Genomic DNA, 23,318 nt, shown 5'->3' on the forward strand with positions numbered 1-23,318 from the left:
ACATCCGTATAATTGACAAGTATTCAGGGTGATTGTTTTATTAAATCTCCTTTGTTTAATAACTTAGCGACGCTTTTGAAACAAATGTTTAAAACTTAAAAATAAATCCATTATCATGACTAAAGTAACCGTAGTAGGTGCCGGAAATGTTGGGGCAACCTGTGCAGATGTGTTAGCCTATAGAGAAATCGCTGAACAAATTGTTTTGGTTGATATCAAAGAAGGGGTGGCAGAGGGTAAAGCACTGGATATCTGGCAAAAAGCACCTATCAATCAATATGACAGCAGGACAGTAGGAAGTACCAATGATTACAGCAAAACAGCTAATTCTGATGTAGTGGTCATCACTTCTGGTCTTCCAAGAAAACCTGGCATGACAAGAGATGACCTTATTGAAACCAATGCTGGTATCGTAAAGTCTGTGACTGAAAATGTGATCAAGCACTCTCCAAATGCAATCATCATTGTGGTATCCAATCCGCTGGATGTAATGACTTATCAGGCACACATAACTTCACAGTTGCCAAGAACCAAAGTGATCGGTATGGCCGGTATTTTGGATACTGCAAGATACAGGGCGTTCATCGCCGAAGAGCTGAATATTTCTTCTAAAGAAATCCAGGCTATTCTCTTGGGTGGTCATGGTGACACGATGGTTCCTCTTCCAAGATATACTACTGTAGCGGGTATCCCTGTGACGGAATTGATCTCTAAAGATAAATTGGATGCTATTATCGAAAGAACAAAATTCGGTGGAGGGGAATTGGTGAAATTGATGGGAACTTCAGCTTGGTATGCCCCAGGTTCTGCAGCTGCCCAAATGGTTGAATCTATCCTGAAAAACCAGAGAAGGGTTTTCCCTGTATGTATCAAGCTTGATGGCGAGTATGGTATAGATGATTGCTATCTTGGTGTGCCGGTAATCCTTGGGAAAAATGGTGTGGAAAAAGTTATTGAACTTGATCTAAATGCCGATGAAAAAGCCCTTTTGGAAGTTTCCAGAGGTCACGTGAAAGAAGTGATGAATGTATTGGACAAACTGTCCTCGAAATAATCAACTATCGAATAGATTATCAAAATCCCGATTTTTAATCGGGATTTTTTGTTTATTTTGACTCGAAATTGAATCTTCCAAAAAAGAACAGGATTAAGTGAGTACAAGGAGAATTGTAATAACCTTGCTGATAATATTCGGATTAGCAGGGGGAATTTTCTATTTTGTTAAGTCGGGATTTCTTTTTTCCAAAAGAAATGCCATTGAATTGGTTTCCGCAGAGGCCGTACTTGTTTTTGAAACAACTGAGCCGGTAATGGCCTGGAATCAATTGGTTACCCAACCCTTCTGGAGCCGGATTTCGGAATTGCCAGCATTAGATCAGGCCCAATATCAGGTGATGACTTTGGATAGCCTTTTGGGAAAAGGTGGTAAACTGGAAAGGGCCCTAAAAGGCAATCAATTTGTAATGTCTTGGCATCCGGTAGGCAGAGAAGAATTTGATTTTTTGTTCACCATATCTTTTAGAGATCTTTCAAACCTTGATATTTTGAAAGATTTAGAAAATAATCTTCCCCCACTTTCAAGAATCAATACCAGAAGTTACAGCAATGTGGAGATCAAGGAATTTCAAAGTCTTGACCTGGAAAGAAATTTGAGTTATGCAATAATTGGAAATGTATTTGTGGCCAGTTATAGCTCTTTTTTGGTTGAGGATGCCATCCGCTATGCCCAGAATAGCAATCTATTGAATTTCAAATCAAGTAATAAGCAGCTTTTTGATGCATTGCCCAGACCCAAAGGCTTAGGGGTGATCAGGATATCCGGACAAGCAATAGGCAAAGTTATAAACGGGATAAGTAGAAATGCTGAATTTAAAATGATTGAAAGCTTTTCCAGGAATGGGATTGCTGCAAATCTAGAGCTAAAATTTTTGAATGATCAAGTGATCATGGAAGGTCATGCTTATTTTTCGGATGGTAAGGAATTCGACTTTACTGCTTCTAAATCAGGAAACCCAAAAAGTTTTCAGAACCTGGTAAGTAATAGAACAGCTGTGTACCAACAATACCACTTGGAAGATCTAGCCCAAATTTCCAAACTAGAAGATAAAGGCTTCCAATTTACCAGTACACTTAAAGGAGATATCGAGAAATCCTTAATTGACAAAGGGTTTTTAAATGATCTGACAGGAGAGGCAGCGTTTCTTCTGTTCGAATTGATAAGCAATGAACCTCAGGACAAAATACTTTTACTCCAGGTAAACCAAATTCAAAATAAGATCCAATTATTAAGAGCTTTCAATGCCGGTATTGATCGTTCTGAATTGGAAGAATTCCCTTCAGATTTTTATCAGCAGATGGAGATCATCAGGATAGCTTCAGAAGAATTTCCCGCACACCTGTTCGGAGGTAAATTCCAAGGTTTTTCAGATACCTATATTACAGTTGTCAACGATGTGCTGGTATTTGCAAATAGCAGTAAAGCCATAAAACTTTTCATCGATGACATCAATAATGACAATACCTGGGGGAAATCTTTAAACCAGAGAAAGTTGATTGATAATTTGTCTCCTGAAAATGGATTTTATTTTATGCTTGATATCCATCGGTTTTGGAGCGCAATAATTGAAAACAGTTCTCCAAACTGGAAGTCATTTTTTCAAAAATATGCCCCGCAGTTGAAATCTTTTGAACTGCTTAATCTTAAAGTAAAGGAAGAAGGAAAGAATAATGCTGTCATTTTAGAGTTAGGCTACAGTATGAATCCTATCAAATCAGTACAAGATGTATTGTTGACAGAAAATAGGACAGTAGCATTCAGCAATAGACTTACTTATGGACCGATTGTTGTTCAAAATTTTATTGACCGCAGTCAGGAATTTGTTGTGCAAGATGAAGCAAATAACCTGTATTTGTTGACTTCAGAAGGGGAGCAGGTATTCGGTTATAATTTGGATGGGCCGATTGTCTCAGGCATTCACCAAGTTGATTTTTTCAAAAATGGTAAGTTACAACTGTTATTTGCTACCCAAAATCAGGTTTATATCATTGACAGGTTGGGCAATTTGGTTTCAGGTTTCCCTGTTCGCATAGAAGGGCAGACCATTTCTCACCTCAATGTAGTAGATTACAGTAATTCCAGGGATTACAGATACTTTATCGCCTCGGAGGAAGGGAATCTTTATTTGTTGGATAAAAATGGAAATCAACTGGAAGGTTGGAATCCAAAATCTATCAGTGGACCTGTAGCTACTGCTCCTGCACATCATAGAATTGCCGGGGTAGGCGATAGAATGGTGGCTTTATCTTCAAAAGGTCAATTGTATTTCTTCAATAGGAGGGGCGAGCCGGAGCTAGGCTCTCCTATTAGATTGGGGGATGAATTAAGGTCAGATTATATTCTTTTGGAGCGAGGAAGTGCACAGGAAAGCCGACTTGTAACCATTACCAAGGAAGGTGAAGTTGTACAGGTAAATCTCAAAGGAGAATTGACTTACAGAAATCAACTTTTAAGGCCTGATAGGGAAAGTAAATTTTATCTGATCAAAGACCAAAAGGATGATCGTTATGTTTTTGCTGTACATGAGTACAATAAAGTAACAGTTTTGGACAGCGAATATAAAACAGTATTCAGTGTGGATGTATTTTCCGAAAATCTGGAATTTCAGTATTTCTCTTTCGGGACTGACAAAAATATTTTTGTCATAGTGGACAAGAGCCAGGAATTCATTTACCTGTATAATTTGGATGGAATTCTTCTTAATACCCTTCCTATCATTGGGGACCACAAAGTAGAGATCAGGTATTCAGGTAGCCAAAACCAGTATTCGATTTATTCGATTTCAGGGAATAAATTTGCTGAATATAAGTTGCCAATTTAATATTTGGCCTCTCTTATAATCAGGTAGGGGAGGCTTTTTTGTTTTTTCTTTTCCAACTTTTTGCGATGTTATTACTTTTGCGCAGGAAAAGACTGAATATGTAATCCCATGCAGCAATTCAAGATTAAGATTTTGATTCTTATTTTTACGTTTTTCTATTCATCCATTTTTGCTCAGGTAGTGTTGGATGACCAATTGGTTCCTATAGAAGAAGAGGATTACCATAACCTGAAGACTCCTTATCATACAACTTTGACCTTCTTTTTAAATCTAAGAGAGGATAATTATGATCCAAAAGCTGCCGCAATGGCACTGAACTTAGGTCCAGAACGTGAGAAGGAAGGTGAAAAATTAGCTGTAAAACTCAAACAGATTTTTGATGGGAATGGAGTATTCATAAAGTTTTTGGAAGTCCCCAATGAGCCGGATTTTTTTGATTCGGTTTTCAGCAATCAGGCAAAATTTTTTTACGATACCAAAAAGCTGCCTCTGGTATACCTTGAAAAAATCAATAATGAATGGAAGTTCAGTGCGTTTACGGTTTCCCAGATTGATGAAATGCATAGGGTCACCTATCCTTATGGAACTGACCGCTTATTGAACATTTTACCTAAGATGGGCAATGAAGTTTATATAGGATTGCACTTCTGGCAATTGGCGGGTCTCTTCCTTCTTATTCTCTTGCTTTTTGTAGCGCATAAGCTGATTACTTTTTTATTGGACAAGGTATTTCTCTATTTGGTGGCCAAAATGGGATATGGCTATGTAGGAGAAAAGTACCTTCTTCCGGTGGCCAGAATTACCAGTATTTACTTGATCGTTGTACTGTCTTCCCTTTTTATCAGGTTATTGCAGTTGCCAGTGGAGGTGGTTTCTATGGTGATCAAAGTGCTCAATGCTGCCAAGCCATTGGTAATCACAATTGTGTTTTATAAAATTGTGGACATAGTTTCTCTGTATTTTGCGAAACTGGCTGAGAAGACAGAATCCACGCTTGATGATCAACTTGTGCCTTTGTTGCGCAAAACCTTGAAAGCATTTGTGGTCATCGTAGGGACTTTGTTTGTTCTCAAAGAGGGGCTTGAAGTAGATATTGTCCCTTTTCTTACAGGACTTTCCATAGGGGGGCTTGCTTTTGCCCTGGCTGCTCAGGATACCATCAAAAACTTTTTTGGTTCCATCATGATTTTTATCGATAAGCCATTTCAAGTTGGGGATTGGATTACTTCAGGAGATGTTGACGGAACTGTGGAAGAAGTGGGTTTTAGATCAACACGGGTGAGGACCTTTAGAAATTCAGTAATGTATATTCCAAATGGTAAAATTGCAGATGCAACTATAGATAACCATGGTTTAAGACAATACAGAAGGTTTTATACTACTTTGACAATAACTTATGATACTCCCCCTGATTTGATAGAAGCTTTTGTGGAAGGTCTCCGCAAAATCGTTGAGAACCATCCTAACACCAGGAAAGATTTGTATAACATATACTTTAACAGCCTTTCTACCTACAGTCAGGACATTATGTTCTATATTTTCTTCCAGGTGCCTACCTTGCAGGAGGAATTACGCTGTAGGCATGAAATTTTGGTTCAGATAATCAGGTTGGCCAAGGGATTAGGTGTGAGATTTGCCTTTCCGACCCAAACAGTACACATGGAGAGTTTTCCTGAAAAGAGAACACTTATCCCGGAGTACCCTGATGATGCTGCTTTTTATACTTCTAAGCTTCAGGATTTTTTGGTGAAGGAGATGGGGAAAAAGGACAATTAATCTGTGATCTCAAAATTGGATTGAAGGAATTGCAGTTCAGACCTCTCATTCAAATAGGATACTTTGATTTCAAATTTCCCTTTGATTTCTGATGTATAAAATTGGAGTCGAGAAGTAGATTGATTTGTGTTCCAAAGCAGACTGGTTCTGAAATCCGGGTAATTTGCTGTTCCGATTTTCGGGTTGAAGTGGGGTGTTTCCAGTTTTTTGGTCTTCAACATTGGCCAGTAATTTAAATACAAGGCATTTTTTGGAAGCTCGAATTTGCCAAAGTCATTTTGGAAAGAGGTAAAACTCAAAACTCCCGAAAACTTGTCCTTATTGAATGAAAATTCTCTGGTAAGAACTTCTAATTTTTCTATATCCTTAGGGTCAAATTTTGCTAAAACATCTGAATCAAAGACAGGCATGGCATCAATCAATATCAATGGATTTTCCTGGAACAGATTTCCTAAAGGGGTGTTAAGTAATTTAAAAACGATGTTTCGGTTTTGTCTTCTGACCAATACTTCGGGAACATATTCCCTAAGGGTAGTTTCAATATTATCAAAGCGGGTGTAATCATTCAAATGGTATGTTCTGTCAGCTACTAATCCTGTAACAATAGGCTGTGGTTCGCCTGCATTTACAGGATAAAAGTGTGGTTTAAGTTGGGCAGCCAATAGTAACATTTCCAAGAAAACTCTGTCTTCTTCCATCAAATTGAGAGTAGGAAAAACAAAATCTTCTTTCAATTTCAAATTCCAAAAAGGTGATTGGGGTGAAAAATTGAGTTGCTTTTCATAGTACAGTGACTGTGCAATCAAAAAATCAAAATCCATTATTGGACCAAGTTCAAAGAACAAATTGCCTAGTGGATCAGGTTTAGCGGAATGGAGGACGGATTGTTTTCCATGGGCTGAAAGGAAAAAAGTTTCAGTGGTGTCCACTTCCATGCTTAGGTTTTTTCCATGAATAATATGCCCATAAAGTTCAGGAATTATGTTGGTTTTTTTTTCCAACGGCTGATAGATTTCCTGCCCGATATGACCGTGAAAATCTTCAGGTAAGAAAGGGTTATGGATGGAAATTGAAATCTGATAAGGGCTTTTGATTGAGTTTAAAGGAACCTGAATTTCAGATTTGTGCTTCATGCTAATTTCTGCAATCTGAAAATCTCCAGGTTTTTCAAATGGATAAGTATTCTTGCCGAGAATTGTCCCAGGAGTTTGTGGTCCTTTTTTGGGGTTGATAACTGTGATCAATTGATTGAAAACTCCCCTGTTATTTTCATCATTTAGTGGGCTGATTCTTGTATAAAACCTCAGTAGATAATGGTCTGATTCGAGATGGGAAGGAATTTCTAAGAGTCCCTCAACTTTTCCTTGATTTAAAGGAAGGATCAATTGCAGTACCGGTAAACTTTCCCTGTCTATCAGTTCTACGTAAGCTATTTTTGAAGGACTTGGTTGGCCACCGTTGCTTACCTGTAGATAAAACCAGATTTGATCGTTGATCAGACTGATATTTTTGGAAATATGGGCAAATACTTCATCATTCTCCCAATTTTGGCCAAATGAAGGAATGCTTATCAAAAAAAGAAAAATTAGCTTTATACTTCTCATCGTCAATCCTCCCAAAATTCAGGTCTGACATTGGATCCTCTTAACGTACAGTCCACACATTGTGTAGGAGCTCCAAAATAGCCTATTATTTCCCCATTACTTGCATACAAATCTCTGGCTGGCATTCTATCGCCTTTGCCAAATGCTTCAAACAAAGCTTGCTTGGTTGGAGGAATTGTGTCCTGAAAGGAGATTCCACAAAATTCGTATTCGGGAATAAAAACAGGCCATGGGAAAACATCCGAGATATCAATGTAAATCCTTTTGGTAGCAGATTTTCCCATACTTATATACCCAATGACAGGTTCGGATTCATCGGTTACATTATAGATATTGCCTCTGATAAGAGAAGGTAAAGGGCTGAAAATCCCTCCAATATCATCGGAGTTTTTCCTTAGAATCTCCCAAAAATCAAATGCCTCTTGACTTATTGCCATTTGCATGACCTCAATACTGTAGCGCTGTGTTAGTTTTTCTGAATTGTTGGGAATCAGGACCAATTCTCTCTGGAGGATGCGGTTATCTTCAAATCTAGCTGCATTTTGAAGTACAATTTTTGGATTAAGGTTGTTTTTCCAACAGAGATCAATCCGCTCATCCGTATCCCTAAACCTTACTTCCCCATCATTATAAATCAAGCGGGAAATGACCCCAGGCCTGAAAATCCAGTATTCCTGGTAGCTCCACAAGAAATATTGTGCCTGTTCATCCCCCTTTGTGCTAACGAATATTTCCACTCCATTTTGATCCCTAAGAAAACCCAATTCATCAATTTCAGGAGAAATGATGGGTTGTAAATTTTCTGTTTTGTAAACTTTTCCACCAATAAGTTCTATCTGTAACTGATATGTTTCAGAAGGTGAGAAGTTGCCATTTAATGAATAAACACCTTCCTCTTTTTCTACAAACTCCCATCGGCCATTATTGCTGTCCAGAAGGGATAATTTTGCTCCACTAATGACTGGGCTGCTTTGGGTACTCCTCACAGGAACAGTCTTACTGAGTCTGATTATAGATTCACCTTGAATCTCTATGTAACCTTCTGCCACAAGCACTTCAACGGGAATATCACTCAAATCAGGTTCGAATGGATCTCTGCATGAAAACATCATCAGAAGGACCAAAATCATGTTTATATGAAAGATTTTTTTCAGCATCAAATTCTAAAGTTATAACTGATAAAGGGAATTGGTTGGGCAAAGATGGACAATTTGTAACCCTCCAAAATGCCGTTGACAGGGGTGAAGTACACCGAGTATGGATTTCTTCTTCCTAATAAGTTATAAACACCTACCGACCATGATGAATGGGCAAGTTTTCTTACTTTATGGTTGCCTTCAATGTTGACAGATAAGTCAATCCTAAAATAATCCGGGATTCTGTAAGCATTTCTGTCCGAGAAAAACACCCTTTCTGAGCCCCCATATTCAAATTTGGCCACAGGCAAGGTGATAGGCCTTCCGGTACTGTAATTGGCATTGACGGAAGTACTGAATCTTTTGCTCCATTCATAATTGCCTACAAGCACCGCATTATGAGGCTGGTCAAAATTATTAGGATACCATTCCCCATTATTGATTTTTTCAGCAGGTTCATCCTTGGCTGTTTTCAATAAGGATCTAGAGTAAGTGTAGCTGATCCAGCCATTCAGTTTACCGGTGTTTTTTCTAAGCAATACTTCTGCCCCATAAGCTCTTCCTTGTGATCTTACCACTGCCTGCTCTACAGTGTTGTTCAAGATAAGCGTGCTTCCTGAACGGAAATCCAGAAGGTTCCTCAGGTTTCTATGGTAAGTTTCAATTGAAAATTCATATTTATCGACTTTCAAATTCCTGTAGTAGCCCAATGAAATTTGATCCCCCCAATGTGGAAGAATGTTGTTATCACTTAACTTCCAAATATCTGTTGGGGCTATAGCTGCATTGTTGGTAACCAAATGGATAAACTGCCTACCGGTGTTGTATCCTGCCTTTAAAGATGAAATATTATTGAGAATATATCTTCCTGAAATACGGAATTCGGGACCATGGTGGGTTTTTATCACTTCGCCTGCATTGAAAGTTTCCTCCCGAATTAAGGTAGTCCGAGCCATGGGCAGTCCAGGGGTATAAATTCTACTGGTGTTAGGCCCCAAAAAATTATAAAGTGCATACCTTCCTCCCAGGCTTACAGTGAGTTGTTCGCTGATTTCAATATTGTCTCCAATATAAAAAGCAGTCTCTAAGGCCTGTTCCTGATTGACTTCTTCAGGGGCTACAATCGATTCTAATCCCCAAGGCTGGATTTTTCCAGGGTTTAGTCTATACCGGGTACTCTGGATTCCAAAATTGAATTTATGTCTGAAGTCATAATCGTAATTGAAATGAATTTTGGCAAAATCCTGCCGGATATTGAAGCCAAAGTCATAAGAATTGCTTGGATTGTCCCTTCCTTCAATTCCGAAAGAATAATTGTCCCTTCCGACCACAAATTCAGCCTCCAGTCTTTCATTGAAATAATGTGTCCAACCTATATTAAAATTCAGGTTTTCATAGCGGAAAGTAGTGTCTCTGTCAAATCTGAAATTGTCATTGCTGTTGTAAGCGTTGGCCCGGATGATGTTTTTGTTATCCAGTTTATGGGAGATACTGACATTTAGGTCATAAAAGGAAGCCCTTCCATCTTTGAAATCGGTATTTTCTTCCAATAACTGGAGCAGCCAATCGGAATAGGTACTGCGTGCACCTATGGAGAAAGTGGTGTTTTCTCCAATTGGACCATCTACAGCTAATCTTCCTGTAAGCAGACCTATGCCTCCTGTGACTTTTATTTTTTCGTTATTGCCGTATTTGGCCTTGACATCCAGTACAGAGGATAGTCTTCCACCATATTGTATAGGAATGCCTGCTTTGTATAGTTCTACGGATTCCACCACATCCGGATTGAAAGCTGAGAATAAGCCAAATAAATGGGAAGGGTTGTATATGGTGCTATGGTTATAAAGTATGAGATTTTGGTCCGCCGCCCCTCCTCTGACATTGAAGCCAACTGAAGCTTCTCCGACTGTCTGAACCCCAGGTAAGGTAAGGATAGAACGGATTACATCTACTTCCCCCAAAACCGCAGGGATTTTCTTCATTGATTGGATGTTCAATTTTTGAACACCCATTTCGGGTCGGGAAATATTGGTCATCCGGTCTGAATTAACCGTTACCTCTGATAAGGAAATGATATTTTCTTCAATAGCCACATCCAGGATACCGTCCCCCTGAAGGCTGATTTGCCTCTGTTCAATAAATCCACCGAGATTTTGAATAAATAAGGTATGTCGGCCTACAGGTAAGAGAATTTGGAAGTAACCCTCCTCGTTGGTTATTGCCCGCCTATATTCTGTTCTTTCGAAAACAACAGCTCCAAAAACAGGATTTCCGGTTTCAATTCCTGTAATTTTCCCTTTCAAAGTTGCTTCTTTTTGATTGCCCGGATTTCCAATTACATATAATTTGTTTCTTGAAAAAGCCCTTTCAATATCTGATTGACGGGTAAGGCTATCTGTTTTCAATAAGGGGTCCGGACTTTCGAAAAAATCTTTTGCAAGTTTAAGATCCAAAGGTTTGTGTTTGGTGATAAATACCCTTTTTTCCGTATCAATACTGAACTTAAAATCAGTCTGTTCAAAAAGTGCCTCCAAAATTTGTGTCAGGGTGTTGTCTTTTGCGCTGATATTGACCTGTAAATCTGCTAAATCCTCTTGATTGTAGTAGAACTGATAGCCTGTCATTGAATTCACTTGCTGGGCAAATCTTGGAAAGGATATTCCTGGAAATAATCCTGAAATTTTCTGCTGCTCTTGGGCATGTAGGGCTGTTTGAAAAAACAAACAGCTAATAAGTGAAAAAATCAAAATCAGGATTAGCTTATTTCTTGTCATATTGTGCCTGATTGTATAGTGAAACCAAAAATGACAGGTAGCCTCTTCTGTCAATTCTGTAAATCAAGTTTGAATCCCTAGTTGATTTCCTGACTTCTTTTGGGTCCATGCTTAAAAAGTCAATGGCCTGTTTTCTGCCGGAAATTTTGATTATTTCTCCGTTTTTTTGAAGAAAGTAATCCTGGGTTTCATAAAATACCTCGCTGTAAATACTGAATTCCCTTTTAGGCTTGGTCTGTTTTCTATGTTTGATCAAAAGCCTTGAGGGGCCTTCTCCTACATATTCATATATACCACTTCCATGGTGGCTATAAGTTGGATTTTCATCTAAGCGGATAAATGAAACTGGGAAATCCAAATGAAGCGTAAATGCATCTATTTTATCATGCCTGATCAGTATTTTTTGTTTGTGGATAGGCTGGAAGGTCAATACCTGATCTTTCCAGATATTGTAGAGAATGGGTACTCGTCTATATGTAAGTCCATTGATTGTGATATCACTTTGTTCAAAATTTTTTGTGAAAAAATAGGGGTGGCCCTCAAATTCTTTTGGAGGGTCCACAAAATATCCACCACTGACTACTTCTTGGTCTAGGGTAATGTTATCTCTGTATTTGACTTCTAGACCTGAGCCACCTTGAGCATAGGCCTCAACCGCAAATGAAAATAGGACTAAAAAAACCAAAAAGACTGGAGACTTCATGCAAAGGATAAAATGGAATAAAGTTTAATTTACCAAATTAATTATTTCGAGAGGTATATTGGTTTAATATTTTTATGAATGGTTGATTGTTGAGGGCTAATTCGTTTAATTTTAAGTCCAAATGAAGTATTAACAACAATCTTAAACCTATATAACATGATTTCCAGAAGAAATGCCATCAAATCCTTGGGATTAGGTGCAGGAGCTTTTTTAACGGCCAATTCATTGCAGGCAAGTCCTTCCGGTTCTGCAAGTCAATTCAGATACTGTTTGAATACCAGTACCATTATGGGGCAGCAGCCTGGACTGAAAGGTTATCTGGAAATCGCTGCCCGTGCGGGATATGATGGGGTAGAATTATGGATCAGGGATTTGCAGGATTTTATTAAGGCAGGAAACTCTTTAGTCAGTTTGAAAAAGCTTATTGATGATAGTGGATTGAAATTTGAAAATGCGATAGGTTTTGCCCCTTGGATGGTAGATGATGATTCAAAGAGAAAGGCAGGATTTGAGCAAATGGAGAAAGAGATGGAGCTATTAGCCGCTTTAGGCTGTAAGCGGGTAGCTGCTCCTGCTTTTGGCGTCGATGCACCATTGGATCTTTTCAAAGCAGGGGAAAGGTATAAAGCTTTATTGGATCTCGGAAGAAAAACAGGCGTTATGCCCCAGTTGGAGTTTTGGGGAGCTTTCCCATTTTTCAATCATTTAGGGCAGGTGCTTATGGTTGCTGCAGTGGCAAACGATAAGGATGCGAGGATTTTGCCAGACGTTTATCATCTTTTCAGAGGAGGTTCAGGTTACGAGGGACTGAAAATGCTCAATGGAGATTTGATTGAGATTTTTCATATGAATGATTTTGTATCCCATATACCTAGGGAAGAGCAACAGGATAAAGACAGAGTTTATCCAGGTGATGGATCGGCTCCCATGGGTCAGATTCTATCCGATCTAAAGGCCATGGGAGGCGAAAAAATACTTTCTTTGGAGCTTTTCAATCAAGACTATTGGAAGAAAGATGCTTTGTCTGTGGCAAAGACCGGTCTTGAAAAGATGAAGGCTTTAGTTGCGCAAGTTTAATGCTTGGTGACAGGTAATTTTTCTGGAAAGGACCAAGTGATTTATTTGAGAAAAAATCTCCATTGGTCTTTTAATGACCGTTATTGGGTATCTGGGGTATTATTTATGAATGATGGAGATAAAGAGATTTGTAAAGGGAATTTAAAGGTATTGGTGCCATTGATCAGGTTCAGGTATGATTATTAACCTCTTTATTGCATAGATTTACAGAAATCTTGGCAAATTCTATAGTGCCTGGTGGGTTCTGTTGAGAGCAGAATATCCTTATATGTAAAACGCCCTCAAAGTCATCTGGAATGAGTTCAGGAAAGGGAACAGTTTTTTAGTGTCCTATGGAAAAGGGGAATTGGAGGAGGATCATGAAGATGCTTACCTGGGTTATGTTCAGGTGAGCAATGGTTAGATTTTGAATGGTTAGAAAAAAAAGACCTACAATTCTGTGAGTCTTTTGTACCCAGGGCCAGAGTTCCCGATTTTGTCGGGATAAACTTCTCCTCCGTCCAAAGCCATAAAAAAAGGCCCAACTCTGATGAGAAGGACCTTTTCTGTTTAAGTACCCAGGGCCGGAGTCGAACCGGCACGAGTGTAACCTCATTGGTGTTTGAGACCAACGCGTCTACCAATTCCGCCACCTGGGCTTTTCAATCTTCCGCGTTCCTTGCTGAACGGGATGCAAATATGAATACTATTTTTTTTCCTTGCAAGAACCCTCAAGGCAGTTCTTCAATTTTTTTTGCAGAAAAGGCCATGGGTTTATCTGCAAACAGGGTTTTGGTAAAAGACCATACGGATTTAAACAATTCAGAATCACGGTATTGATTTAGCGCCTCCTCTGATTCCCAGTGACTGTAAGTCATGAAAATATTTTTAAAATTTTTGTCCTGCCAGAGTTCAAGGTAATGACAGCCCGGGAAATTTCTGATTTTTTCCTTATTCACTTCGAAGTTGTTCAGGAAATCCTGTATTCTATCTTCCTGGAAGGTCATTCTTACTATACGTATCAGCATTATCCCTCTGAATCAAAATTGATAAATACCGGACTGTCATATCTTAACCCCAATAGATCGGCGCCATGCCCATGATTGATACCGATTTCCAATAAGCCCAGACTATTGAAAAATGCAAAGCAATCTCCGGGCTCCACCTGATCATAATTTGTATTGAGTTTGACCAAGGTTTCGCGCCCAAATTCAATATTGAACTTTCCTGGATTCAGGGTATCAAATACTGCTTTAGTGATATTGGTTATCAGATTGCCATAATTGTCCACTCTTACAATATGCCCAGTGATCTGCTTTTTGGTAGCTTTGAAATTCCTAGGGATCATTTTTTTAATTCCGCTCAATGGACCTCCAAAATCATGAATGGAAGCTCCGGAGGCCACTTTGGCAGCCACGGGAGCCAATATGTCTTTCGCGGGGAAAGTACTTTCTTTAATGTGTACATCCCCTAATTTCACAATGATACCGGGTTCATCTTCCGACAAAAGACTTAAAATGCCATTGTTAGGACCGATGAAGATGTGATCATCCAGTTTGATGCCAATGTAGCCGTCAGTTACATTGCTTGTTGCGTTCATGGCAACCAAATGGACCGTTCCTTTTGGAAATTCATTATATACAGACTTCAATAAAAATGCGGCGTGGGCAACATCATAATTTTCCACCATATGGGTAATGTCCACAATGTTGAGTTGTGGGTTGATGGATAACATTTTTGCCTTAACAGCCGGGACATAATAATCCCTGTCTCCAAAATCCGAAGTGAATGTTATCAATGCCATACAAGCAAGTCTGTTAAAATTTTATATTTTTGTGATAGGTGTGAACAAAAATAGAAATTTATTCATTACACCATAGGAACAAATCATAATTCAAAAGTATAGGATTGGTAGAGAAAGTAATTACTTTGGAAAATATTCCCCTGCTGGATTTTTTAGGCCCGGGAAACGAAAACATCAAGCATATCGCTGCTGCTTTTCCACAAAGCAAATTGGTGTCAAGGGGAAATGAAATCAGGATTCAAGGACGTGCACCTGAAATCCTGCGCATCAATGACCTTCTCAATATGTTGCTTCAACATTTTCATCGATTTGGACATATTACTCCCGAAAACATTCAAGAGTATATTGCTTTAGAAGGGGCGCCATTTGAAGAAAACCTCAAAAATGATGTGATCATCTACGGGAACAAAGGATTGGTGGTCAAACCCAAATCTGCCAACCAAAGAAAACTTGTAGAGGCTTCATTCAAAAATGACCTCGTGTTTGCTCTAGGTCCTGCAGGTACTGGCAAGACTTATATAGCGGTGGCATTGGCTGTACGTGCCCTGAAAAACAGGGAAGTGAAAAGGATCATTATCACCAGACCAGCTGTAGAAGCTGGTGAAAACTTGGGTTTCCTTCCTGGAGATTTACAGGAAAAGCTGGATCCATATTTAAGGCCTATTTATGATGCGCTAAGTGATATGGTTCCTTCCGAAAAACTCAAATTTTATCAGGAAACAAGAGTGATTGAAATAGCACCATTGGCATATATGAGGGGTAGAACTTTACATGATGCCTTTGTCCTGCTGGATGAAGCCCAGAACACCACAAGCGAGCAGATTAAAATGTTCCTGACAAGAATGGGGCCTAATTCCAAAGTGATCATTACCGGGGATCAGACTCAGGTGGATTTGCCAAAAAGACAAAAATCAGGACTCAGAGAGGCCCTTCATGTCCTTAAAGATGTGAAAGGAATCGGAATTGTCAGCCTGAGCGGTAAAGATGTCATCCGCCATAAATTGGTAAAGTCTATCATTGAAGCATACGAAAAAAACGAATCCCAAAAAGTAACTGAAAAAGATGAACATAAGCGTCCAAAAGGTACAGACGAAGGAGGAGCTTGAAACAATATTCGATATCAGAGAAAAGGTCTTTGTAATCGAACAGGAAGTGGATCCCGAAGAAGAATATGATGAATACGAACAATCATCTACACATTTTTTGGCCAAACTTGATGGACAGGTAGCGGGAACAGCCAGATGGAGATTTACAGATAAAGGCATCAAATTGGAGAGGTTTGCCGTTCTCAAATCCATGAGAGGAAAAGGTGTCGGCCAGGCATTAGTCAGGGCTGTAGTGGATGATATTTCCAAACATCCTGATTCGAAAAGTAAAAAACTCTATATGCATGCCCAACTCGATGCCATGCCTTTGTATGCCAAATTTGGATTCAAACAAGTGGGCCCTATGTTTGAGGAATGCAATATTCTGCATTACAAAATGGAATTATATTTGTGATTTATTTTACTGTTTGTTTTAAAAAATTAAGACCATGAAAAAACTATTATTTGTATTGCCAGCAATGATTTTGATAGGGAATTTGGCTTTGGGCCAGGCTTTGGAAGATCCGAAAGGTGAAATCAGGCTTAACTTTCTTAATACCATATTATTAGGTTCCGTTGAGCTGGGTTATGAGCATTTTCTTGCCCCAGACCAATCTTTAGGTCTGGAACTTCATATCAATGACAGGTTCAATTACCGCTCTGCCGGAGCAGGTAAAGACTTTAATGCTACCTCTATTTTGATGTCATATAATTTCTATTTTGCGGGAAATGAATCAGGTAAACTTCATATTTCTCCTTTTTTCAAATATAGATTTGGGGAGTATCGCGAAAGTCTGGATGGCCCCATAACTGTGACCAATTTGAATAGCGGATATATTGGTCTTATGGGCGGATATAAGTGGAATTTTAACAATTTTGCCTTTGGACCATTTGTTGCAGTTGCAAGAGGCTTCTCTTCAGAAGTGGCAGATAGGTTCAATGCCATCGAATTAAAAGCTGGACTGAACGTCGGATATAGGTTTTGATAAACTTATCCGATTAAGTTATACTTAAAGGGGGCTTTACAGTCCCCTTTTTCATTTTTTATAGGTATTTTCCTTCAAATTTTTAAGTCTATGCCATTTGCCGATTATCCATTTATAAGGTACCTGATTTTTTTCATTCTAGGAATATTGCTTTATCCCCTTTTGATGCATTTTCCAAAACCAACTTTTGATTTTCTGCTGGCAGTCTTTTTCTTGGCTTATGTAACTCTATTGTTGATAAATGCCAAAAGAAATCTCCAGTGGTTAAAAACATGGACATTTCCTTCATTGGCCTATTTAATGCTTATACTCCTTGGTTTACAATTTTCATTTCATAAGGATGTATTGCAAAATAAAAACCATTTGATCTACCATCAGGAAGGGCTATCAGGGTATCTGGCCATAGTAACAGGACAGGATGAAGCCAGACCTAATTCAATTTCTAATAGGGTTGAGATTAAGCGTGGTTACTCCAAGGGAGAATGGAAGGACCTAGCAGGGGAAGTCATCATTTACCGGAAAGATTCAGGTGTATGGCTGCCTGGGGACTTCCTTTGGATAAAGGGAAACCCTCAGATTATTGAAGGACCCAAAAATCCTTTTGAATTCGATTACAAGAAATTCATGGCTCGACAACAGGTCATGCACCAACATTTTGTAGGGGATAATTTTCAAAAAATTGCTTGGGTAAATGAATCTCCGTTGGAGCATTTTTTTGTGCTTTTGAGGGGGGAGATAATCGGTAATTTTGATAGACATTTTGAGGATTTTCAAGCTAACCAGATTGCCAAGGCTTTACTTTTAGGCCAAAAGAAATCATTGGACAGAGAATTGAGTGAAGCTTACGCCACTGCCGGTGCCATGCATGTTTTGGCTGTCTCCGGACTTCATGTGGGTATTATTTATGGTTTTTTCTTTTTGTGGATCAAACCTTACAGGCTTTCTGTCAGAAAGCGAATTACCTATTTATCAGGGATAATTTTGCTGATTTGGAGTTATGCCCTATTGACCGGAATGTCACCATCTGTAATGCGTTCAGCTACCATGTTTTCCCTAATGGGTTTGGCCCAAATGAAATCCCGATCTCCTTCGATTTTTAATGCTATAGCCCTTTCTGCTTTGATACTTTTAGTCTTTGACCCACAATTGATTTATGCGGTTGGATTTCAGTTGTCCTATGTGGCATTGATAGGGATATTGTTGATTCAGCCAATTTTGGTCAGATTATGGATTCCTGATAACCGTATTTTGGAATATATTTGGCAAATCAGTACGGTGGGTATCGCTGCCCAGATAGCCACCTTTCCCATTTCAAGTTATTATTTCAATATTTTTCCTGTTTACTTTTTACTGTCTAATCTTATCGCTATTCCGGGAGCATTTTTGATTATGTCCTTTGGTGTGCCTTATTTGCTTTTAGGAAGAGTAAATGTTATTGGTGATTGGCTATCCAAGTTTACAGAAATTATAATCCAGCTTGTCAATACAGGAATATTTGCAATTCAAGCTTTGCCAAAGTCAAGGATATCCGGTATTTATCTAGATCTATTGGATGTGATGATTTATTTTTCAGTACTTGGTTTATTGATATTTTTGGTCCACCTGCCCAACAAAAAGGTACTTTGGATGATTGTGGCCATATTATTCATAGGAAGCATGTCTCGGGTTATAGAACGGATAACAGATTTCAACAGAAAGGAATTGATGGTTTACCGATTAGATAAGGGATTGGCAATTGATTTTTTGTACCAAGGTAAACTTTTTGTTTTTGATCAAGCGGAAGAAAATGAGCTGAAGTACAAAGTGATAGCTAACAGAGAAAGGAAATCTTCTGGAGGATTCCTGCCTTTAATTCCCGATTCAAGTGAAGAAAATTTAAAATTTCGTTTTCCCTATGGCCAGACTGTAAGTATTCAGGATGAAAAAATTCATTTCAAAGATTGTGATGCATCCGCTTTAGGTATTTTTCAATGGGAATCAGGAATATGGAGAAAAATAGAATATAATGACTCAATTAGCAGAACTGAAAATGCCCTGAAAGTCGTTTTTCAATGAATGTTTTTGGAAGAGCACTTTCGGTAATCTATCTTTCAATAATATTTCTAAACATTTACTGAGCAGAAAAAATGAGTGAAAATCCCATTATCACCTTTAAAAAAGACAGAATTGGCTATTTGGAACTTAATAGGCCTGAAAAAAGGAATGCGCTCAATGCAGAAATGGTGGAGGCTTTGAAACTGGCTATTTCAGATTTTGAGAAAGATAAAGATGTAAAAGTCTTGGTGATAAAAGCATCAGGTAAGGTTTTTTGCTCCGGGGCAGACCTTGCCTATCTCCAGTCTATGCAGACAAATACTTTTGAGGAAAACCTTGAGGACAGCAACAACCTGAAGGATTTGTTTTATAGAATTTACACTTCCCCGAAAGTTATTATTGCCCAAATACAGGGACATGCTATTGCAGGTGGTTGCGGACTGGCTATGGTCTGTGATTTTTCTTTTGCGGTTCCTGATGCAAAGTTTGGATATACAGAAGTGAAAATAGGTTTTGTACCTGCCATTGTTAAAGTTTTTCTTTTACGAAAGATTGGTGAGGGTAAATCTAAACAGCTCCTTTTGGACGGAGACTTGATAGAAGCTAAAGAAGCCCAATCAATGGGCCTGATCAATTGGGTTGTCGAAGCAGAGGAATTGGAGCAAAAAGTATATTCCTATGCCCAAAAGTTGATTAAACAGAATTCAGATCAATCTATGGCCTTAACCAAAGAAATGATCGGAAGGGTACAGGAACAAACCCTTGAAGAAGGGCTAGATTATGCTGCTGCGATGAATGCCAGAGCAAGGGGCTCAGAAGATTGCAAAAAAGGTATTGCTGCATTTTTGAACAAAGAAACTATTTCCTGGTAAAATTGAAAGAAAAGGCCTATCATATCCTCCAAACAGTTTTCGGCTTCAATGAATTTAGGGCAGTTCAATTGGATATTGTCCTATCAGCTTTAGAAGGAAAGGACTGTCTTGCACTGTTACCAACCGGAGGAGGAAAGTCCATTTGTTTCCAAGTGCCGGCATTGGCCATGGAGGGTATATGTGTCGTGATCAGTCCTCTGATCGCTCTGATGAAAGATCAGGTAGATAACCTGAGGAAAAAGGGTGTGTTAGCTGCAGCGATCTATTCAGGTATGGGTAAGAGGGAAATTGATACAATATTGGATAATTGTATATATGGGAATTATAAGTTCCTATATGTTTCGCCCGAAAGACTAAAAACCGAAATTTTCATAGAGAGATTTAAGCGGATGAAGGTCAATCTAATTGCTGTAGATGAAGCCCACTGTATTTCTCAATGGGGTTACGATTTTAGACCTCCTTATCTTGACATTGCCAATATCAGAGCGTTTCACCCGGATGTCCCCTGTCTTGCCTTGACTGCTTCAGCCACATTGCAAGTGAAGGAAGATATAATTGATAAACTTCAACTAAAATCCCCAGATGTATTTGTAAGGTCTTTTTCAAGGAAAAACCTTAGTTATTCAGTCCGTATAGCTGAAAATAAGCTGGAAAAAGGCATAGAAATACTACAAAAAGTCCCTGGTACAGCCATAGTTTATGTTAGAAACCGGAAGGGAACCAAAGAAATCGCATCTATTTTGAATCAAGTTGGAATTTCAGCGACATTTTACCATGCAGGCCTGGACAATGAGGTAAGGGAAATAAGGCAAAATGATTGGAAAAAAAACCAGGTAAGGGTAATGGTGGCAACCAATGCATTTGGAATGGGAATTGATAAGCCAGATGTGCGGGTAGTAATACATTTGGACCTGCCTGAAAATCTGGAGAATTATTACCAGGAAGCCGGCAGGGCAGGAAGGGATGAAAAAAAAGCATATGCTGTGCTCATTACCCATCAGCAGGATCTGCAGGTCTTGGAAGAAAGAGCTGCAATGGCCTATCCCCCTGTCGAATTTTTGAAAAAAGTGTATCAAAGTCTTGCCAATTATTATCGCATGGCAGTAGGAAGTGGTCTGATGAGCAGTTTTGATTTTGATTTGGCCACATTCGCGGAAACTTACAATTTGGAAGTGCTTTTAACCTACAATGCCCTGAAAGTTTTGCAGGAAGAAGGCCTTTTGGAACTTAATGAAAGTTTTTTTAGCCCCTCAACTTTAAAATTTCTCGTTGACCAAAGCAAATTGTATGAGTTTCAGATAGCCAATGCAAAATTGGACCCTTTAATCAAAATTTTATTAAGGACTTATGGAGGTGAACTTTTTGTGGAATTCTTGAAAATTCAGGAATCCAAATTGGCCAAATCTATGGGTTTAAGCGAAAGGGAATTGATCAAGATGTTGGACTATATGGATCAGGGAGGTGTGATTTCTTATAACAAAAGAAAAGACCAGCCCCAGATTACATTTTTGACAGAGCGTTTTGATGCAGGAAAACTTCCATTAAACCTCAAAAGAATTGAGGAAAGAAGGAAGAATGCCATTAACAAAGCTAATGCAATGATAGCTTACGTCAACAATTACAGTGTATGCAGAGCAAATCAGATTTCCTATTATTTCGGAGAAGTTTCAGAGCAGTTTTGTGGCATCTGTGATGTATGCATTTCAAAAAAAAAGAAGGCTGACGGGGGAGAGAAGGAAGTAAAGGAAAAAATAATTCAAACTTTAAAGGAGGGAAAGGAGTTTTCTCTATATACAATTCAAGAAATATCCGGATTAAAAAGTGACCAAACCACTGTGGAAGTATTGCGTGAAATGGAAGAAGCGGGGCTGATAGTGGCAGAACCAAATGGTAACTATAAATTAAAGCGTTAATGGCTTCATTCATTGATGATGTTTTAGGGAAATTATTCCCAAAGAAATCCAACCCATTGTCCATCAAGGAAAATTTCAAGCAGTCTGATATAGACAAAGTGGAGCTTGAGCAATGGACCCAATCAGAGGAAGGAAAATCTTTGGTGGCTCTGATTTCCAAAAATTATTATTTTAAAAAATCAGGGATCAATGCTTCTCCGGAGGTGCACATATTAAACTCACCTTATGCCAATGGCTTTGCAGTTTCTTATGATAGCCCTCTTGATGAAAAAAGTTTTTCTAATCTTTTCTTTGCATTTGGCAGGCGAGTGTTAGATTTGGGGTATAATCAGGTTAGTTTGGACCGAAAAATTGAGGAAATCAATGATTATGTCAAGACTACCGAAAAACAATATTTCAAGCCACCTTTGAGCAGCGCAGATCTGACTACCGAAAAAATAGATCAGCTCTTTGGAAATGTCAGTATCGAAAAGGTGAGCATCAACGATACACCCAGTTTCCTTAAAATTTTGGTCACCGTTTATTCCGATCGCCTATATCAGGATGCAAGGCCTTTTGACCAATTTATCGACTTTATATTTGAAACCAACACATAACATGGATAGACTTTCTTTAAGATCTAATCTTGAAAAATACAGGACACCTTTTGAGGAGGAAGCTTCTTTTATAAATGATTTTATTGATCTGACTTTCGATGAAAAAGCTTTTGTAAGGGAAAGATTGGATGGGCATTTTACAGGATCTGCCTGGATTGTCAATAAAACCCGTACACATGCACTTTTGACCCATCATAGGAAGCTGGATAGATGGCTTCAGCTAGGGGGACATGCTGACGGTAATGAGAATCTCCTAGAAGTAGCAATGTCAGAGGCAATGGAGGAAAGTGGCTTGTCTTCTCTCAGGATAGTGGATTCTGGTATTTTTGATATTGACAGGCATGTTATTCCCCAAAAAGGTGAAGTACCTGAGCATTTTCATTATGATGTCCGTTTTTTGATAGAAGCAGAGATCAATGAACCTTTGGTGATTTCTGAAGAAAGTATGGATTTGGCCTGGATTCCATTTGATGCGATAGAAGATCTGACAGGTACCAATTCATCAATCTTAAGAATGCTTGAAAAGACCAGTAAATCCGAAATATTACTTTAAATGTCAAGGGTTTATGCATAAATATACAATAGAGGATATAAAGTCCTCTTTTTCATTTTCAGTACCTATTCAGATAAGGTTTTCAGATATCGATGGCTATATGCATGTCAATAATGGTGTTTACTTCAGTTATTTAGAACATGCAAGGGCTGCATATTTATATCAAGTCTGCAATTGGGATATCATGAAGATAGGTACTGTAGTTGCGAATATCAATTTAGATTTTAAAGTGCCGATACATATATTGGATCAGCCATCTGCTTATGTCCGTTGTATCCATATTGGAAACAGTTCTTTTGTATTGGAACAGGTATTGATGGGGGCAGTTGAAAGTGGAGAGACTAAAATTTTTGCACAGGCTTTAGTAACCATGGTTTCGGTAGATATGAATACGATGAGGCCAGTGCCCGTTCCACTGGAATATGCCTCAAAAATGAGTGAAAAGTCAGTTTGAGGTTAATTTTCATTATCTTTGTGGGCGAAATTGAAGGCCAGTAAACATTTGGACAGTGTTTAATTCTCTTTTGGATAGATCCAAAAATGAACTA

General features: G+C 38.7%; 19 protein-coding genes and 1 tRNA gene. 13 read left to right on the forward strand and 7 right to left on the reverse strand.

What is annotated here, in order from left to right:
* The first annotated feature begins 115 nt into the window (after positions 1 to 115).
* The 3 genes from mdh to CLV48_RS15395 all read left to right on the forward strand — a co-directional run bounded on the left by mdh (position 116) and on the right by CLV48_RS15395 (position 5,654).
* Positions 116 to 1,054, forward strand: coding sequence for a malate dehydrogenase (mdh, locus tag CLV48_RS15385; protein ID WP_106568188.1), 939 nt, complete (start codon positions 116 to 118; stop codon positions 1,052 to 1,054).
* Between the two features lie 124 nt (positions 1,055 to 1,178).
* Positions 1,179 to 3,878 carry a PQQ-like beta-propeller repeat protein gene (locus tag CLV48_RS15390; RefSeq protein ID WP_245889575.1) on the forward strand — a complete coding sequence of 900 codons (2,700 nt, stop codon included), beginning with the start codon at positions 1,179 to 1,181 and terminating at the stop codon, positions 3,876 to 3,878.
* Positions 3,879 to 3,986: 108 nt separating this feature from the next.
* Entirely contained in the window at positions 3,987 to 5,654 is a 1,668-nt protein-coding gene (locus tag CLV48_RS15395) for a mechanosensitive ion channel family protein (protein WP_106568190.1), read from the forward strand.
* Here the strand turns inward: CLV48_RS15395 and CLV48_RS15400 are convergent.
* From CLV48_RS15400 to CLV48_RS15415, 4 genes are read right to left on the reverse strand one after another with little or no spacing between them, the layout of a single operon-like run.
* Positions 5,651 to 7,228, reverse strand: a complete 1,578-nt coding sequence (locus CLV48_RS15400) for a hypothetical protein (protein WP_245889576.1) — start codon at positions 7,226 to 7,228, stop codon at positions 5,651 to 5,653. The two genes, CLV48_RS15395 and CLV48_RS15400, sit on opposite strands and share 4 nt — an antisense overlap.
* A 32-nt stretch (positions 7,229 to 7,260) precedes the next feature.
* Positions 7,261 to 8,388 (reverse strand): DUF4249 domain-containing protein, encoded by a 1,128-nt coding sequence (locus tag CLV48_RS15405; protein ID WP_245889577.1) that lies wholly within the window; start codon positions 8,386 to 8,388, stop codon positions 7,261 to 7,263.
* A 26-nt stretch (positions 8,389 to 8,414) separates the two neighbouring features.
* Positions 8,415 to 11,168, reverse strand: a complete 2,754-nt coding sequence (locus tag CLV48_RS15410) for a TonB-dependent receptor (protein ID WP_106568193.1) — start codon at positions 11,166 to 11,168, stop codon at positions 8,415 to 8,417.
* Positions 11,155 to 11,871, reverse strand: coding sequence for a hypothetical protein (locus CLV48_RS15415; RefSeq protein WP_106568194.1), 717 nt, complete (start codon positions 11,869 to 11,871; stop codon positions 11,155 to 11,157). Before CLV48_RS15415 ends, CLV48_RS15410 begins: the two co-directional genes overlap by 14 nt.
* A 156-nt stretch (positions 11,872 to 12,027) precedes the next feature.
* Here CLV48_RS15415 and CLV48_RS15420 point away from each other — a divergent pair, with 156 nt between their 5' ends.
* Entirely contained in the window at positions 12,028 to 12,948 is a 921-nt protein-coding gene (locus CLV48_RS15420) for a sugar phosphate isomerase/epimerase family protein (RefSeq protein ID WP_106568195.1), read from the forward strand.
* 554 nt (positions 12,949 to 13,502) lie between these two features.
* Here CLV48_RS15420 and CLV48_RS15430 read toward each other — a convergent pair.
* The 3 genes from CLV48_RS15430 to CLV48_RS15440 form a co-directional block, all read right to left on the reverse strand.
* A tRNA-Leu gene (locus CLV48_RS15430) sits at positions 13,503 to 13,586 on the reverse strand.
* A gap of 72 nt (positions 13,587 to 13,658) precedes the next feature.
* Positions 13,659 to 13,955: a putative quinol monooxygenase gene (locus CLV48_RS15435; RefSeq protein WP_106568197.1), complete on the reverse strand. Its 297-nt coding sequence runs from the start codon at positions 13,953 to 13,955 to the stop codon at positions 13,659 to 13,661.
* On the reverse strand, positions 13,955 to 14,731 hold the full coding sequence (locus tag CLV48_RS15440) for an SAM hydrolase/SAM-dependent halogenase family protein (protein WP_106568198.1): 777 nt from the start codon (positions 14,729 to 14,731) through the stop codon (positions 13,955 to 13,957). Before CLV48_RS15440 ends, CLV48_RS15435 begins: the two co-directional genes overlap by 1 nt.
* Before the next feature lie 104 nt (positions 14,732 to 14,835).
* Here CLV48_RS15440 and CLV48_RS15445 point away from each other — a divergent pair, with 104 nt between their 5' ends.
* From CLV48_RS15445 to CLV48_RS15485, 9 genes are all read left to right on the forward strand, one after another.
* The gene (locus CLV48_RS15445) at positions 14,836 to 15,837 is read left to right on the forward strand and encodes a PhoH family protein (RefSeq protein ID WP_106568199.1); all 1,002 of its coding nucleotides are present in this window, start codon (positions 14,836 to 14,838) and stop codon (positions 15,835 to 15,837) included.
* Entirely contained in the window at positions 15,794 to 16,231 is a 438-nt protein-coding gene (locus CLV48_RS15450) for a GNAT family N-acetyltransferase (protein ID WP_106568200.1), read from the forward strand. Before CLV48_RS15445 ends, CLV48_RS15450 begins: the two co-directional genes overlap by 44 nt.
* Before the next feature lie 34 nt (positions 16,232 to 16,265).
* Positions 16,266 to 16,802 carry a DUF3575 domain-containing protein gene (locus CLV48_RS15455; RefSeq protein ID WP_106568201.1) on the forward strand — a complete coding sequence of 179 codons (537 nt, stop codon included), beginning with the start codon at positions 16,266 to 16,268 and terminating at the stop codon, positions 16,800 to 16,802.
* A 90-nt stretch (positions 16,803 to 16,892) separates the two neighbouring features.
* Positions 16,893 to 18,857 (forward strand): ComEC/Rec2 family competence protein, encoded by a 1,965-nt coding sequence (locus CLV48_RS15460; protein WP_106568202.1) that lies wholly within the window; start codon positions 16,893 to 16,895, stop codon positions 18,855 to 18,857.
* A gap of 71 nt (positions 18,858 to 18,928) precedes the next feature.
* Positions 18,929 to 19,708 (forward strand): enoyl-CoA hydratase/isomerase family protein, encoded by a 780-nt coding sequence (locus tag CLV48_RS15465; RefSeq protein WP_106568203.1) that lies wholly within the window; start codon positions 18,929 to 18,931, stop codon positions 19,706 to 19,708.
* Between the two features lie 2 nt (positions 19,709 to 19,710).
* Complete coding sequence (locus CLV48_RS15470) at positions 19,711 to 21,621, forward strand: RecQ family ATP-dependent DNA helicase (RefSeq protein ID WP_106568204.1); 1,911 nt, start codon at positions 19,711 to 19,713, stop codon at positions 21,619 to 21,621.
* Positions 21,621 to 22,217, forward strand: coding sequence for a hypothetical protein (locus CLV48_RS15475; RefSeq protein WP_106568205.1), 597 nt, complete (start codon positions 21,621 to 21,623; stop codon positions 22,215 to 22,217). The genes CLV48_RS15470 and CLV48_RS15475 overlap by 1 nt, the downstream gene beginning before the upstream one ends.
* Before the next feature lies 1 nt (position 22,218).
* A complete protein-coding gene (locus tag CLV48_RS15480; RefSeq protein WP_106568206.1) occupies positions 22,219 to 22,770 on the forward strand; it encodes an NUDIX hydrolase in 552 nt (183 codons plus the stop codon).
* Positions 22,771 to 22,783: 13 nt separating this feature from the next.
* Positions 22,784 to 23,224 (forward strand): acyl-CoA thioesterase, encoded by a 441-nt coding sequence (locus CLV48_RS15485; RefSeq protein WP_106568207.1) that lies wholly within the window; start codon positions 22,784 to 22,786, stop codon positions 23,222 to 23,224.
* The last annotated feature ends 94 nt before the right edge of the window (positions 23,225 to 23,318 follow it).

The sequence above is a fragment of the Cecembia rubra genome, from assembly GCF_003014575.1.
Lineage (GTDB): Bacteria > Bacteroidota > Bacteroidia > Cytophagales > Cyclobacteriaceae > Cecembia_A > Cecembia_A rubra.

Bases quoted from the DNA above. Each gene is read 5' to 3' on its own strand.
- mdh (WP_106568188.1), top strand. From the start codon at position 116: ATGACTAAAGTAACCGTAGTAGGTGCCGGAAATGTTGGGGCAACCTGT.
- CLV48_RS15395 (WP_106568190.1), top strand. From the start codon at position 3,987: ATGCAGCAATTCAAGATTAAGATTTTGATTCTTATTTTTACGTTTTTC.
- CLV48_RS15405 (WP_245889577.1), bottom strand. From the start codon at position 8,388: ATGATTTTGGTCCTTCTGATGATGTTTTCATGCAGAGATCCATTCGAA.
- CLV48_RS15410 (WP_106568193.1), bottom strand. From the start codon at position 11,168: ATGACAAGAAATAAGCTAATCCTGATTTTGATTTTTTCACTTATTAGC.
- CLV48_RS15415 (WP_106568194.1), bottom strand. From the start codon at position 11,871: ATGAAGTCTCCAGTCTTTTTGGTTTTTTTAGTCCTATTTTCATTTGCG.
- CLV48_RS15420 (WP_106568195.1), top strand. From the start codon at position 12,028: ATGATTTCCAGAAGAAATGCCATCAAATCCTTGGGATTAGGTGCAGGA.
- CLV48_RS15435 (WP_106568197.1), bottom strand. From the start codon at position 13,955: ATGCTGATACGTATAGTAAGAATGACCTTCCAGGAAGATAGAATACAG.
- CLV48_RS15440 (WP_106568198.1), bottom strand. From the start codon at position 14,731: ATGGCATTGATAACATTCACTTCGGATTTTGGAGACAGGGATTATTAT.
- CLV48_RS15450 (WP_106568200.1), top strand. From the start codon at position 15,794: ATGAACATAAGCGTCCAAAAGGTACAGACGAAGGAGGAGCTTGAAACA.
- CLV48_RS15455 (WP_106568201.1), top strand. From the start codon at position 16,266: ATGAAAAAACTATTATTTGTATTGCCAGCAATGATTTTGATAGGGAAT.
- CLV48_RS15460 (WP_106568202.1), top strand. From the start codon at position 16,893: ATGCCATTTGCCGATTATCCATTTATAAGGTACCTGATTTTTTTCATT.
- CLV48_RS15465 (WP_106568203.1), top strand. From the start codon at position 18,929: ATGAGTGAAAATCCCATTATCACCTTTAAAAAAGACAGAATTGGCTAT.
- CLV48_RS15475 (WP_106568205.1), top strand. From the start codon at position 21,621: ATGGCTTCATTCATTGATGATGTTTTAGGGAAATTATTCCCAAAGAAA.
- CLV48_RS15480 (WP_106568206.1), top strand. From the start codon at position 22,219: ATGGATAGACTTTCTTTAAGATCTAATCTTGAAAAATACAGGACACCT.
- CLV48_RS15485 (WP_106568207.1), top strand. From the start codon at position 22,784: ATGCATAAATATACAATAGAGGATATAAAGTCCTCTTTTTCATTTTCA.